The 14,004-nt window shown below is 66.1% G+C and carries 13 protein-coding genes and 1 pseudogene; 2 read left to right on the top strand and 12 right to left on the bottom strand.

Features of this window, described 5'->3' with window-relative positions:
* Positions 1-121: 121 nt before the first annotated feature.
* On the top strand, positions 122-1,549 hold the full coding sequence (gene mpl / locus CBP34_RS03460) for a UDP-N-acetylmuramate:L-alanyl-gamma-D-glutamyl-meso-diaminopimelate ligase (protein ID WP_094097315.1): 1,428 nt from the start codon (positions 122-124) through the stop codon (positions 1,547-1,549).
* 51 nt (positions 1,550-1,600) lie between these two features.
* Here the strand turns inward: mpl and CBP34_RS03455 are convergent, their stop codons facing one another.
* The 7 genes and pseudogenes from CBP34_RS03455 to CBP34_RS03425 form a co-directional block, all read right to left on the bottom strand.
* Entirely contained in the window at positions 1,601-1,912 is a 312-nt protein-coding gene (locus CBP34_RS03455; RefSeq protein ID WP_086926640.1) for a hypothetical protein, read from the bottom strand.
* A gap of 101 nt (positions 1,913-2,013) precedes the next feature.
* Positions 2,014-3,134 (bottom strand): annotated as a pseudogene (locus CBP34_RS03450) (3-deoxy-7-phosphoheptulonate synthase).
* A gap of 280 nt (positions 3,135-3,414) precedes the next feature.
* On the bottom strand, positions 3,415-3,951 hold the full coding sequence (locus tag CBP34_RS03445; RefSeq protein WP_094097314.1) for a hypothetical protein: 537 nt from the start codon (positions 3,949-3,951) through the stop codon (positions 3,415-3,417).
* 102 nt (positions 3,952-4,053) lie between these two features.
* A complete protein-coding gene (gene tldD, locus CBP34_RS03440) occupies positions 4,054-5,538 on the bottom strand; it encodes a metalloprotease TldD (protein WP_094097313.1) in 1,485 nt (494 codons plus the stop codon).
* A gap of 99 nt (positions 5,539-5,637) precedes the next feature.
* Complete coding sequence (locus CBP34_RS03435) at positions 5,638-5,973, bottom strand: YegP family protein (RefSeq protein WP_086911402.1); 336 nt, start codon at positions 5,971-5,973, stop codon at positions 5,638-5,640.
* 88 nt (positions 5,974-6,061) lie between these two features.
* Entirely contained in the window at positions 6,062-7,234 is a 1,173-nt protein-coding gene (rodA, locus tag CBP34_RS03430; RefSeq protein WP_086911401.1) for a rod shape-determining protein RodA, read from the bottom strand.
* Between the two features lie 48 nt (positions 7,235-7,282).
* Positions 7,283-9,721, bottom strand: coding sequence for a serine/threonine protein kinase (locus CBP34_RS03425; protein WP_094099051.1), 2,439 nt, complete (start codon positions 9,719-9,721; stop codon positions 7,283-7,285).
* A gap of 117 nt (positions 9,722-9,838) precedes the next feature.
* Between CBP34_RS03425 and CBP34_RS03420 the strand changes: the two genes are divergently transcribed.
* A complete protein-coding gene (locus tag CBP34_RS03420; protein ID WP_094097312.1) occupies positions 9,839-10,423 on the top strand; it encodes a YqiA/YcfP family alpha/beta fold hydrolase in 585 nt (194 codons plus the stop codon).
* 21 nt (positions 10,424-10,444) lie between these two features.
* On the opposite strand, the gene CBP34_RS20325 is transcribed toward CBP34_RS03420, so the two are convergent.
* From CBP34_RS20325 to CBP34_RS03400, 5 genes are all read right to left on the bottom strand, one after another.
* Positions 10,445-11,464 carry a PglL family O-oligosaccharyltransferase gene (locus tag CBP34_RS20325; protein ID WP_335622265.1) on the bottom strand — a complete coding sequence of 340 codons (1,020 nt, stop codon included), beginning with the start codon at positions 11,462-11,464 and terminating at the stop codon, positions 10,445-10,447.
* Complete coding sequence (locus tag CBP34_RS20320) at positions 11,392-12,060, bottom strand: pilin glycosylation ligase domain-containing protein (protein WP_335622281.1); 669 nt, start codon at positions 12,058-12,060, stop codon at positions 11,392-11,394. Before CBP34_RS20320 ends, CBP34_RS20325 begins: the two co-directional genes overlap by 73 nt.
* A 99-nt stretch (positions 12,061-12,159) precedes the next feature.
* On the bottom strand, positions 12,160-12,570 hold the full coding sequence (locus tag CBP34_RS03410) for a c-type cytochrome (RefSeq protein WP_094097311.1): 411 nt from the start codon (positions 12,568-12,570) through the stop codon (positions 12,160-12,162).
* Positions 12,567-13,160, bottom strand: a complete 594-nt coding sequence (locus CBP34_RS03405) for a ferritin-like domain-containing protein (RefSeq protein WP_094097310.1) — start codon at positions 13,158-13,160, stop codon at positions 12,567-12,569. Before CBP34_RS03405 ends, CBP34_RS03410 begins: the two co-directional genes overlap by 4 nt.
* 41 nt (positions 13,161-13,201) lie before the next feature.
* Positions 13,202-13,927 (bottom strand): RNA polymerase sigma factor, encoded by a 726-nt coding sequence (locus CBP34_RS03400; protein WP_094097309.1) that lies wholly within the window; start codon positions 13,925-13,927, stop codon positions 13,202-13,204.
* Positions 13,928-14,004: the final 77 nt, after the last annotated feature.

Raw genomic sequence — 14,004 nt, 5'->3', positions numbered from 1 at the left:
GGTGGCGACACGGCCATTGGCTTCCACAGGCCACTCATGACACTATGTTTTTAATAGCTTCTCGCGCTTACCGTTCATGCGCTGCAGGGCCTTTTCTGCTTGAACCTTAGAATCTGCGCCCATGCACATACACATACTGGGAATCTGCGGCACCTTCATGGGTGGACTGGCCGCGCTGGCGCGCGAAGCAGGACACAAAGTCACCGGATGCGATGCTGGCGTTTACCCGCCCATGAGCGACCAGTTGCGGGCCCTGGGCATCGAGCTGATCGAAGGATTTGGCGCCGACCAGCTGGCTCTGCGCCCTGACGTGTTCGTCGTGGGCAACGTGGTCAGCCGGGCCCGGCTGGCCGACGGCAGTCCGAAATTTCCCCTCATGGAAGCCATCCTGGATGCTGGCCTGCCTTACACCAGCGGACCGCAGTGGCTGGCTGAACAGGTGCTGCAGGGCCGGCATGTGCTGGCGGTGGCAGGCACCCACGGCAAGACCACCACCACATCGATGCTGGCCTGGATTCTGGAGAGCACCGGGCTGCAGCCGGGTTTCCTGATTGGCGGCGTGCCGCTGAATTTCGGTGTATCCGCCCGCTTGGGCGCGCCGCAGCGCCCCGGCGCGGGCGAGGGGTCACTGGAAACGGACACCCGCCCGCTGTTTGTGATCGAGGCCGACGAGTACGACACCGCCTTCTTCGACAAGCGCAGCAAGTTTGTCCACTACCGTCCGCGCACGGCCGTACTGAACAACCTGGAATTCGATCACGCCGACATATTTGACGATCTGGCCGACATCGAGCGCCAGTTTCACCACCTCGTGCGCACCGTCCCGCCTTCGGGCCGCATCGTGGTCAACGGGCTCGAAGAAAGTCTGGCCCGCGTGCTGCACACCGGCTGCTGGAGCACGGTGAGCAGCTTCGGCGCCGCGGTGAGCGATTTTTCTGCCATGGGCGACCCGCAGGCTTTCGACGTGCTGAACCGAGGCGAAGTCGCGGGGCGCGTGCAATGGGGCCTGACGGGCGTGCACAACCAGCTCAATGCGCTGGCGGCCATCGCGGCGGCCCACCATGTGGGGGTGCCGGTGCAGCAGGCCGCACAGGCGCTGGCCGATTTCCAGAATGTCAAACGCCGCATGGAGCTGCGCGGCACGGTGGGCGGCATCGCCGTGTACGACGATTTTGCGCACCACCCCACGGCACTGCGCACCACGCTCGATGGCCTGCGGCGCAGCCTGGGGCCGGACGCGCGCATCCTGGCGGTGTTCGAGCCGCGCAGCAACACCATGAAGCTGGGCGCCATGAAAAGCCAGCTGCCCTGGGCGCTGGAGACCGCTGATCTGGCCTTTTGCCACACGGCCGGGCTGGACTGGGATGCGGCTGCGGCCCTGGCGCCACTGGGCGTGGGTCCCGGCCAGCGTGCGCAGACCGCACCGGACATCGACACCCTGGTCAACCAGGTGCAGCAGGCGGCAAAGCCAGGCGACCACATCGTCTGCATGAGCAATGGCGGCTTTGGCGGTGTGCACGAGCGCCTGCTGCGCGCACTATCAAAATAATAGCAACTTGCGCTTACTGCATAAGCGCTAGCGACTATTTTTGCTGAATATTCAGAAAGAAACCGCCATGCCCGGCACGTCCACCCGCACCACGGGTCTGGCCAGCGCGGCACTGGCCGCGCGAGCGAAGTCGCGCGACCACAAGGGATCGTTGAACAACGAGGTGCCTGCGGCGCGCGCCACGGTCAGCACCTTGTCGGCCAGCAGCACCTTGCCACTGGCGCGCAGGGGTTCGCAATCAAGGGCGATGAACTGATCGTCCAGCCAGCGGCGCCCGGCTTCATGCGCCATGGGCTCCTGGCCCTCCAGATCAAAACGGAACTCCTGGTTTCCAGTCAGCTGGACGGACACTTCGCTGTGCATGATGGGTTGCCTTTCTGGCGCAAAAGGGATGCAAGGGCCGGGGCCACACACCGGCGGGCCCCACCAAAGGCTAGAGCTTACACCGCCGCAGCGGCGCCGGCTCAGCGCGCGCGGCGGGCCACCACGGCGGCCGACAGTTCGGCCAGCGCCTGCAGCGAATCGTCCCAGCCCAGGCAGGCATCGGTGATGCTTTTGCCGTATTCCAGCGCACCGGGCAGATCCTTGCCCGGCGAGAACTTCTGGGCGCCGGCGTTCAGGTGGCTTTCAATCATCAGGCCGAAAACACTGCGCGAGCCGCCGGCAATCTGGGCCGCAATGTCGCGCGCCACATCCAGCTGCTTTTCGTGCTGCTTGCTGCTGTTGGCATGGCTGCAATCGACCATCAGCGTGGCGGGCAGCTTGGCGGCTTCGAGATCCTTGCAGGCCGCAGCCACGCTGGCGGCATCGTAATTGGGCGCCTTGCCGCCACGCAGGATGACGTGGCAGTCCTTGTTGCCCTTGGTGTTGACAATGGCGACCTGCCCGTTCTTGTGCACCGACAGGAAATGGTGGCCCGGCTGGCCGACTGGATGGCATCGGTGGCGATGCGGATGTTGCCGTCCGTGCCGTTCTTGAAGCCGATGGGCGCGGACAGGCCCGAGGCCAGCTCGCGGTGCACCTGGCTCTCGGTGGTGCGGGCACCGATGGCGCCCCAGCTGATCAGGTCGCCGATGTACTGGGGCGAGATCACGTCCAGAAATTCGCTGCCGGCGGGGATGCCCAGGCGGTTGATCTCGATGAGCAACTGGCGTGCAATGCGCAGGCCTTCGTCGATGCGGTAGCTCTCATCGAGATAGGGGTCGTTGATCAGACCCTTCCAGCCCACCGTGGTGCGGGGTTTCTCGAAATACACGCGCATCACGATCTCCAGCGTGTCGGCGTACTGTGCGCGCACGGAGGCCAGGCGACGGGCATATTCCAGTGCCGCGGCCGGATCATGGATGGAGCAGGGGCCAATCACCACCAGCAGGCGGTCGTCCTTGCCGGCCATGATGCGGTGGATGTTCTTGCGCGTCTGGGTGATCAGCGCTTCCACCGGCGTGCCGCTGATGGGGAAAAAGCGGATCAGGTGCTCGGGAGGTGGCAACACGGTAATGTCCTTGATACGTTCGTCGTCGGTCTGGCTGGTTTTCTCGACGCTGCGGTACCAGGAATCGGTGGCGGGGGTGGCTTGGGCCGTCATGGTGGCTTCCTCGTGGATTGAAATGTCAGAAGGTCAGAAAAACAAAAACCGCCGGGCTCTTCAGCGTCGGCGGTTGGTATGGTGAGGTTTGCGGGCTTGCGCGTTGTCCTCTCATCCGCCGGGGACTGAGATCCAAAACCAAAAATAAAACGCGCTGCGAACTTGCATGGGAATCAATGTAGCACAGTGTTTGCGGCACCGCAGCAAGCTTGGGACATTGTGGCGTGATGGCAACTGCCTAGGCGGATGGCAATCGCACCCGGCTGGCGAGCGCAGGCTTTTATCCGCGCAAGTGCCGCAACCAGGCCTGCACACGCTGCCAGGCCGACAAGCGCGGCGGCAAGGCCTCAGACAAATCGCTTGGCGGTCCGCTGTCGTGCTCGTACATGTCGATCAACAGCAAGGCCTCGCCCAGCGTGCGCCAGGCCAGCAGTTCGAATTGCCGAAAGCAGGTGCCCTCGCGCGCGCTATGGCGCTCCAGCGCCTGCTGCCATGCGGCAATGGCGTCGCGCAACTCCCGCAGCGCGCGCTGGTAGGCGCCAAACTCGTACAGGGTGTGCCAGGCGGAACCCAAACCCGTGAGAAAAAGCTGGTGCTCGCGTGCGCACTGGGCCAGCTCCACCACACGCGCAGTGATAGCACTGGCATCCGCGCCAGACCGGCGCAGCCGCGTCGCCTCGTCAATATGCATCGACAGCGCACCCAGGCTGTCCCGCAGCTGGCGCGAATCCTCGTCCGCGACGCCTTCGCGCAGGAAACGGCTGATGTCGCCAAACGACTGAAGGGTTTGCTGCAAACTGGAGAGCGACGCAGGCATGGTGTGATTGTGCGCCCGCCACCGCGGGCTGTCGCCCCCGCGCGGGTCGATGGGCGCCTGGGTGCGCCAAAGCACCTGCCCGGGGCGCCGCCCGGCGGGGTCTCAGGCCGTTCCGCCGACCGTCAGCCCGTCAATCCGCAGCGTGGGCTGGCCCACGCCCACCGGCACGCTCTGGCCTTCCTTGCCGCAGGTGCCCACACCGCTGTCCAGGCGCATGTCGTTGCCGATCATGCTGACACGCTTGAGGCAGTCGGGGCCGCTGCCCACGATGGTCGCACCCTTGACCGGGTAGAGAATCTTGCCGTTTTCCACCCAGTAGGCCTCGCTGGCAGAGAACACGAACTTGCCGGAGGTGATGTCCACCTGCCCGCCGCCAAAGTTGGTGGCATACAGGCCCTTCTTGATGCTGGCCACGATCTCTTGCGGGTCCTTGTCGCCGCCCAGCATGTAGGTGTTGGTCATGCGCGGCATGGGAATGTGCGCGTAGCTTTCGCGCCGGCCATTGCCGGTAGGCGCCACGCCCATGAGGCGGGCGTTGAGCGAATCCTGGATGTAGCCCTTCAAAATGCCGTCTTCGATCAGCACATTGCGCTGGCTGGTGTTGCCCTCGTCGTCCACGTTGAGTGAACCGCGCCGATCCGAGATGGTGCCGTCATCCAGCACCGTGACCCCCTTGGCCGCCACGCGCTGGCCGATGCGGCCACTGAAGGCGCTGGAGCCCTTGCGGTTGAAATCGCCCTCCAGCCCGTGGCCGATGGCCTCGTGCAGCAAGATGCCGGGCCACCCTGGGCCCAGAACCACCGTCATCTCGCCCGCAGGCGCGGGGCGCGATTCCAGGTTGACCAAGGCCGCATTCACCGCCTCATCCACATACTGGGCAATCTGCGCGGCATCGAAATATGCAAGCCCGAAGCGTCCGCCGCCTCCGGCCGATCCCACTTCACGGCGACCGTTTTGTTCGGCGATCACCGTCACCGACAGCCGCACCAGTGGCCGCACATCGGCCGCCAGCGTGCCGTCCGCACGGGCCACCAGCACCACGTCGTATTCGCTGGCCAGACCGGCCATGACCTGGGCCACGCGCGGGTCCTTGGCGCGGGCACGCTGCTCCACCTGCATCAGCAAATCCACCTTGGCCGTGCTGTCCAGCGTGGCGATGGGATCGACGCCGGGATAGAGGCTGCGACCGTTCGCTATTTTTTTAGTAGCTACTCGGGCACGACCCACCTGCGCTACAGCCGAAATAGACCGTACAGTGCGGGCCGCATCGAGCAGCGAGGCTTCGGAGATGTCGTCGGAATAGGCAAAGGCTGTCTTCTCGCCGCTGACGGCGCGCACCCCCACGCCCTGGTCAATGGAAAACGACCCCGTCTTGACGATGCCCTCCTCCAGGCTCCAGCCTTCGCTGCGGGTGAATTGAAAATACAGGTCGGCATCGTCCACCTGATGGGTGCGAATTTCAGCCAGCGCACGCGCCAGATGGCTTTCGTCGAGACCAAAAGGCGTCAGGAGCAACTGGCTGGCAACATCAATGCGTTGCTGCGTGGACGCGCGCTGGGGCGCGGCAGAGGGGGAGCGTGAGGACATGCGGCCATTTTAGGCCGCACCGCCATGCCCTGCGAGGCGCAGGGGCGCATACCCAAGCGGCCAGGGGGCGCGCCGCCGCCCGCCCCCCTTGCTGCACGACTACGCCGTCTGGTCGTCGGTTACCGCCCCTGGGCCGTTGGCCTTGACCGATGCAATGCCATCGTCTCGGGCCTTTTCGCCGGAAAACATGTGGCTCAGGCCGATGACCTGGCCGTTGCCCGCCTTGAGCGTGAAATAGGGCGAGCCATCCTTGGCACTCAGCCGCGCATAGCGGCCATCGTCCGGGGCATTCTTCTTGACTGACTCAATGCCGTTGAGGGCACTGGCCTTGGAATCGTAGAGCTCGCTGGTCAAAATGACCTGCCCGTTGTCAGCCAGCAGATTGAAGACGAACTTGTCGTTCTTGGATTTCTTCAGCTCAAACCTTGACGCCATGAGAAGCACCTCCGGGTAATTGCCAAAACACGGTTGGCAACCGGGTTGTACTCCCAAGCCCACCGCTACGCAATGCGGGGCAGCCCGCTCACAGCGCCGGCCGCGCGTCCTTGGGGTCGATGCGCTGAGCCCGGGCCACCGACATCAGGATGCCCAGCGCCAGCCCCAGCGTGACCATGGCCGTGCCTCCATAGCTGATGAACGGCAGCGGCACGCCCACCACCGGCAAGATTCCGCTGACCATACCCATGTTCACGAAGGCATAGGTGAAGAAGATCATCGACACTGCCCCCGCCATGAGCCGCCCGAACAAGGTCGTCGCGCCCACCGCAATGGCCAACCCACGCCACACCAGCAGCAGAAAGCACACGATCAGAAACAGGTTGCCGGCCAGGCCAAACTCTTCGGAAAAGGCTGCAAAGATGAAGTCGGTGGTGCGCTCGGGAATGAACTCGAGGTGGGTCTGCGTGCCGGCCATGAACCCTTTGCCAAAGACGCCGCCCGAGCCGATGGCAATCATGCCCTGGATGATGTGAAAGCCCTTGCCCAGCGGGTCGCGCGAGGGATCGAGCAAGGTGCAGATGCGCTGCTGCTGGTAGTCATGCAGGATCGACCAACGCACGCCGTCGGCGCACAGTTGAGGCTCCAGCGAGACCAGCAGCACAATGCCCACGGCGCCCAGCAACACCGGCGGTAGCAACAGCTTCCACGAAAGGCCGGCAAAAAAGATCACCGAAAGCCCCGCCGCCAGCACCAGCAGCGAGGTGCCCAGATCGGGCTGCTTCATGATCAGGCCCACGGGAATGACCAGCAGCACCCCCGCGGCGACAAAATCCAGCGGCCGCAGTTGCCCCTCGCGCTTCTGGAACCACCAGGCCAGCATCAAAGGCATGGCAATCTTGAGAAGCTCGCTGGGCTGGATGACCACACCGAGGTTGATCCAGCGCTGGGCCCCCTTCTTGGTGATGCCGAACAGGGCCACCGCCACCAGCAGCGCCACCCCCAGGGCGTACAGGGGCACAGCCAGGGCCATGATTTTCTGAGGCGGCACCTGGGCCACCATGAACAGGATGGCAGCGGCAATCAGCATGTTGCGCCCATGGTCCATGAAGCGCGAACCATGGTCGTAGCCGGACGAATACATGGCCAGCAGGCCGGCGCTGGCCAGCACCGCCACTACCAGGACGAGCGGCCAGTCAAATCCCTGGAACAGGGGCAAAAAACGCTGGGAAAGTGAAGGTTTGTCAAAAACGGCGGCCATGGCGCAATTATCGGGCCCGGCCAGCAGGGCTGGCGAACACGGGTCGCATCAGCTTGCCTGCCGGAACGCCATCACGGCCTGGTTGCGCAGGGTGCGCAGCAAGCCCAGGACCTTGTCATCCACCGCAATCCCTCCCGGCGATGACTGGTCGGCATAGATCAGGGCAAACGGTTGGCCCTTGATCTGCAGGGGCAGCAACAGGAAAGCCGGCGCATTGATGCCCTGCACATACCACTGCGGCAGGCGTGCCTGCATGCGCGACTGGGTGGCGTCGTTGATCAGCGTGTCGGCCCCGCGCACACAGACTGCAGCAAACAGGTCGCCGGGCGTTTTCAGCGGCACCCTCAAGGCACGCACGGCGCTCTCGCTGTCTTCGCCGAGACCAAATCGCCCGGTCAGCTGGTCGGTGCGCGCCTCGCGCAGGCAAAACACCATGCGCCGGAACCCCAGTGCACGGAACATGGTTTCCAGGATCATGCGCAGCACGTCGTTGAGCTGGAAGTTCTCCACCATGGCGTTGGTGATGTCCTGAATGCCGGCCGCCAGGACTTCATTGACCTGGGCCGCCGAGACCGTGCCAGTCGCCTGCGACTCCAGCACTGCAGGCAGTGGCGGCGTCTCGGCAGCGCGCAGCTCCAGCAGGGCCAGTGCGTCTGGCGGCGCGACGGCATCTCCCAGGGGCGCCGGCACCGTCAGCAAACGGGCCGCCGCAGAGCCCGGCTCCACCTTCAGATCCAGCGCCTGGGCCAGGGCCACCAGCTTGTGGCGCGCACGCAAGGTGGCCTCGGTGATGGCGGTGTGGGTCAGTGCCAGGGTGCGTGCGTAGCGTGCGGCCGTCTGCTGCAAGCGGTGTTCCGTGTGTGCATCGCCGCTGTGCAGCAGCGTGCTGGCTACCTCGTTGGCCGCCATGGCCACCCAGCGCAAACGCTCCACACCCTGCTCGGGCGGGCGCATCGGGGGCGTTCCCATGGGCTTGCGCATGCAGCGCTGAAGGCTCTCGGGCAAGCCCCACACCCGCGCCACGCCGGCACCGAGGTCTTCAAAACCCAGACCCAGCACCTGCACGGCGGCCGATTCCTCCCCGCCTTCCAGTCGCCCCGCCGCCACCAAACTGCGCACCTGCTGCGCCTCCTCGGGAAAGTAGAACTCGCACAGCATCCGCCCCAGGTTCTGGAACATGGCGCCAATAAAGGCCTCTTCGGCCAATTGCCCCGGACTGCACAACTCGGCGGCGACGGAGCCGGCCATCATGGCGCGCAAGAACTCCTCACGCATCTGGCTGGCATGCGCCTTGTCTTCCATGTGGTCCAGCAGCACCAGGCTGAGCGCAATGTTGCGCACGGCATTGAAACCCACCAGGCTGACCGCGCGCGACACGGTGCTGACGGTGCCCCGGCTTGCGTGCGCATAGTGCACGCTGTTGACCAGACGCAGCAGCTTGTTGGTCAGCGCCACATCCTTGAGGATTTCATGCGTCAGGTCGCTGATGCTATCGTCCTCCGAATTGGCCACCCGCTGGATGCGGGCCACCGAGTCCGAGAGGGCTGGGAAATCGCTCTTGTGGCGCATGCGCCGCAACAAAAAGTCCAGGGTGGCATTGCTGGCCGCCGTAGGGGCGCTGACGGGAGCCGCCCAGGCGCGCAAGGCATCGCCAAACTCCCCAGCGGTGGCGTAGCGCGCCGCCGGGCTGCGCGCCAGCGCGCGCTGCAATATGGCGCGCAGCGTGTGATCCACCCCTTGCCCCAGGTCTTCGGGCAGCGTCGGAACCTCGCCAGCGCTGCGGTACAGCGCGTGCCAGCCGTCTGGCAGGTGCATCAGTGGACGACCCGTGAGCAGCTCCACCAGCACCACTGCGGCCGCATACAGGTCTGAGGCGGGCGATGGCGCGGCGCCCCCGGCGGCCTCGGGCGCCAGGTAGACCGGCGTGCCGCTGTCCCCTTGCACGCCGGGCTCGGCCTGCAGCGGCGCTGCCATGCCAAAGTCCATCAACCGCGCATGGCGCTGGTTGTCCACCATGACATTGGACGGCTTGAGGTCCCCGTGCACCATGCCGGCCGCATGCGCGGCCTGCAGGCCGTCGAGCAAGTCCACCACCAGCGCCACGGCGTCGTGGGGCGCGCACCGGCCCTGCTGCGCCAGGTGCTCCGCCAGGGTCCGGCCCGGCACATACTCGAACACAACGTAGGGCTGGCGCCCCTGCACATCGGCTTCAAACACCGGCACGATGAAGGGGTGGGCCAGCGCACCCCCATGGCGCGCCTCACGCAACCAGTGGTCCAGCGCCGAAGCATCCTGGTCCTGCACCGGGCGCATCAGCTTGATGGCCACCTGGCGCTGCAGGCGGGGATCGAAGGCGAGCCACACCGTGGTCTGGGCGCCGCGCCCCAGCACCCGCAGCAATTCAAAGCGGCCCAGCACGGAAGGCGGCTTGTCCACAGCCCCCGAAACCAGGCGTTTGGCGATGGAAAGCGGGGCAAAATCGGGCATGGTGTACAAGGCAAAGCCGAGCGCCGCACGGCACGGCACCCTGAGGCGCCGATCTTATGCCGGCGCCACGCTCATCCACGGCAGTAGTTGCCCTGCTTTCCCCACGCCCAAGGCCCCATGACCACCACGCACCTGCTGTACCTGCACGGCTTTCGCTCCTCCCCCCAGTCGGCCAAGGCCCGGCTGATGGCGGCCTATGTGGCGCAACACCACCCTGCCGTGCACTGGTGGTGCCCCCAGTTGCCACCCTCGCCCCAGGCCGCCATGGACCAGGTGGCGCAAGGCATAGCCGCCTGGCCGCGGGCCACCATGGCCGTGGTGGGCTCTTCGCTGGGAGGCTTTTACGCCAGCTGGGTCGCGCGGCATACGGGCTGCGCGAGTGTTCTGCTGAACCCCGCGGTGGACCCCGCAAGAGACCTTGCGCGCCATATCGGCGAGCAAACGGCATGGCATGACCCGGCCGAACGTTTTTTCTTCCTGCCCGAATACATTGGGCAGTTGCAGGCGCTGGCTGCGCAGTGCCCGCTGCCCGCGGGTCGCGAAATGGCCATCATCGCCAAAGGCGACGAGGTGTTGGACTGGCGGGAAATGGTGGCACGCTACCCCGCCGCCCAGCTCACGCTGCTCGAAGGGGGCGACCATGCACTGAGCGACTTTGGCGCCCACCTGCCGGCCGTGGCGGAGTTTCTGCAACTGGCCTAGCCCGCAAGCGCGAACCAGGGGTCACTGCGGCGCTGGCGGGGCCGGGCGCTGGGCACGCGTCCAGCGCGCATGGTCCTCGGGGTAAGCCGCGCGGTAGCGCCGCAACTGAAAGGCCACCTCGTCGTCCATTCCCAACAACAGCGCGCTCTCAATGAGCTTCTCGATCACCCGGGGCTCGGGTGAAAAATGCAGCAGTTCCGTGGCCAGCGTGTGGATTTGCGGCGCATTCTCGCGCGTAAGCACCGTGGTGGTGAGCAGCGCAAAATCCACCTGGTTGGTGAACAGCAGGGTGTTGGACACCTTGGCCAGGGTGCCCTCCTGATAGGCCTGCGGCCGGGATGCCCAGGGGCGGTAGAGCTGGCTGACACGGTAGTAATCCCACGCAATGCCAGCGCCCGCCACGCCCACCGCCACCACCACCACGGCGGCACCGGTCAGAAAACGCGCAGAACGCACCCAGCCCGGCAGCGCCCCGCGCCACAGCAAGGCCAGCGCCAGCACCGTGACCAGCTGGAATGGGCCGTACCAAAGCGGAAACTCGACCATGCTGTGCAAACCGATGATGGCCAGCGCCCCCCAGGCCAGTTGGCGCACCGGATCGGTCTCGCGCCAAGGCCGCGCGCGCACCACCCAGGCCAGCACGGCGCCGCATGCCACGGCAGCCACCGGCAGGCCCAGCTCCACCGCCAGGTGCAAGGGCAGGTTGTGGGCGTTGTCCAGCAGGGTGCAAAAGCGATCGCCGGGGAACAGCGTCATGTAGTGCGCGTAGTCCAGCTCGCCCCAGCCCCAGCCCGTCCAGGGTTTCTGGCCAATCAGATACAGCACGTTGGACCACAGCACCCGCCGGCTGCTACAGGCCTGCGGGTCGCCCCCGAGACGGGTGAAAACCCCCTCGGTCGCAAACCCCGTCCAGTCCAGCAAGAGACGCGGAAGCAGCCATCCCGCCACGGCATAGAGCGCCAGCCCGATCACCGCCAGGCCACCACCAGGCGCCCGCTGGTGCCGCGCCACAGCACCAGCAGTGCCACGATCAGCAGCCATTGCATCGCCCCGGTGCGCGATGCCGTGGCTGCGCTGGCCACCGCCAGCAGCGCAAGCGCCCACGCCAACAGCATTCCCACCAGCCACGCCGGCCATTCGCGCCCGCCGCCCTGCAGCGCTTGCTGCAGAGGCGTTGCCGGCGCCCCAGTGTCCGCCGCCAACGGGCGCACCTGCATCTGCGCCACCAACCACATGAGCGCCCACACACCCAGGCTCATCAGCGATGCCTGCTGGTTGCGCTGGCGCAGGTTGCCGATGGCCTGCCCCGGCGTGGAGGGCTGCACCCAGGGTGCCAGGCCGGGGTCACCCAAAAAGTACTGCAGCAGCCCGACCACTCCCGCCAACAACGCCGCCAGAAGCAAGCCCACCGCCAGCTGCGATGCCAGGAACGCCCGCCCACCGGGCTCCAGGGCACCAGCCGGCGCGCGGCGCAGCACCCAGCCACGGCAGACCGCTACTAGTGCCAGTCCCGCACCACAAGTCCAGGCCGCCACCAGGGGCCAGAAATTGGACAGGGGGGGCTGGGGATACGAAAAAAGAAACGGCAAAGCCACTGCCAGCAGGGTCAGCGGTGCAGCAATGGCATCCAGACGCATTTCAAACAAACCCGACCATCATGGAAAGCCTTGGATCATAGGGGGCGCGCACCGCACCGCACCGCACCGCACCGTGCCGCACCGACACCCGGCAACGCACTACCGCTTGGTCTGACAGGTCTTGCCCGGCTGCGAGGCCTCTTTCAACCAGGCGATGAGGTCGGCGCGCTCCGCATCGTCCTTGACACCGGCATAGCCCATGGCGGTGCCTGGCACCGCCTTCATCGGGTCTTTGAGAAAGAGGTCGAGCGAGTGCTCATCCCAGACGATGCCGCTGCGCTGCAAGGCCTTGGAATAGTTCGTGTAGCCCTGCGCCGTGCCCGCGCGGCGGCCCCAGAGGCCGCAATGCTGGGGCCCGGTGCGGTGGCCCTCGATGGCGTGGCAGGCAGCGCAGCGCGCGTAGACCTGCTCACCGCGCTGCAAGACTGCCGGTTCCGGGGCGGCGCTCGCGCCCGCCACAAGCAGCCCGCCCGCCAGCCAGGCCACCGCCGGAGCAAGGCGCGGGTTCATGACATGAAGGCCGACGGCACCGGCTGTTCGCCCAGCACCTGGCGCAGCACCGCCCAGTGCATGGCTTCGTCGCCCAGGATGCTGGCGGCCACCTGGGCCAGCGCACGGTCGGCAAACAGGGGAACGGCCCCTAGGTAAGCGGAGATCGCGCCCCGCTCCAGCCCGGCAGCAAAGCGCAGTACGTCGGTCTCGGCCTTGAGCTTGTCTACCGGAAACTCGTACTTGCCCTTGGCAACCGCCGGTTTGCCGCCGAGCTTTTGCACCGTGGCCGCGATGGCTGCCGCATGTTCCTTATGGTGCCCCTGGAACTGCACGGCCACCGGCAACACGCCCTTGCTCAACAGGCCACTTTCGGCGCCCACCTGGTAGGCCGCCACGGCCTCCAGTTCGGCGCCCAGCGCCGTGTTGAGAATGCGCACATCGGCCTCCAGATCCTTTGCGCTGACCTTGGCACCGGCCGCCAGCGCGTCGCGCCCGCCCAGCAGGGCCACGGCACCGGCCGACAGGACGGCCGCACCCGACATGGACATGGCGCGGCGGCGCGCGAGGAACAGAACCTGTGAAGGCACTTGAATGGAAAAGTTCTTCATGACGTTCTCCTGGGAAGTGAAGAAAAAAAACGAACAAACCCTCAGCGCCGCGCAATGCGCTGGCGCTGCTGCAACTCGGCCACCACGTAGCGCACCACCTGTTCGCAACGCTCGCCGGCAAACGGAAAAGCGCTCTCGGCATGCGCCTCGATCCGGGCGCCCAGCGCGTCGCGCAGCAGCGCGCGGGCACGCAGATAGCGGGTCTTGACCACGGCATCGCTCACCTGCAGGCAGAACGCGGTTTCTTCGACGCTCATTTCCTGCACGGCGCGGAGGATGAAGACGCTGCGGTAGATGGGCGGCAGCCCCTCCACGGCCGACTGCAGCAACTGGCGCAGCTCGCCGCGTTCCAGGGCCGCCTCGGGTGAGGCACCGGGAGGTGCGCTGAAAGACATCATGTGCTCCGTTGAAGGCTCGTGATCCAGGTCCTGGGTGCCATCCATGGGCACGGATCGGCCGCGTTTGCGCAGCACATCCAGCGCCAGATTGATGGCGATGCGCGCCAGCCAGGTGCCCAGCGATGCACCGCCCTGAAAATCCTGCAGCTGGGTAAAGGCGCGCAGATAGGTCTCCTGCACCACGTCCTGCGCCTCGGCATCGTCCGCCACCACGCCGCGCGCGGCCCGGAACAGCAGCCGGTTGTGCCGGCGCATGATGGCTTCAAAAGCCGCCTGGTCGCCCTGCAAGGCATGGCCGATCAACTCAGCGTCGGAACCCGGCGCAGTGGTGGCTGCCCCTGCCAAGGGCGGCGGTGTAGAAATGTTCATGGTGGACCTCGCTGTGGTTGCCTATGGTCATTGGACGCCGATTGCGGCAAAAAGGTGACAAGCACTGGCCGTCGACA

Source organism: Acidovorax carolinensis (genome assembly GCF_002157145.1).
Classification (GTDB): domain Bacteria; phylum Pseudomonadota; class Gammaproteobacteria; order Burkholderiales; family Burkholderiaceae_C; genus Acidovorax; species Acidovorax carolinensis.
The sequence above is the reverse complement of the archived record's forward strand: the minus strand, read 5'-3'. Positions and strand labels throughout refer to the sequence as shown.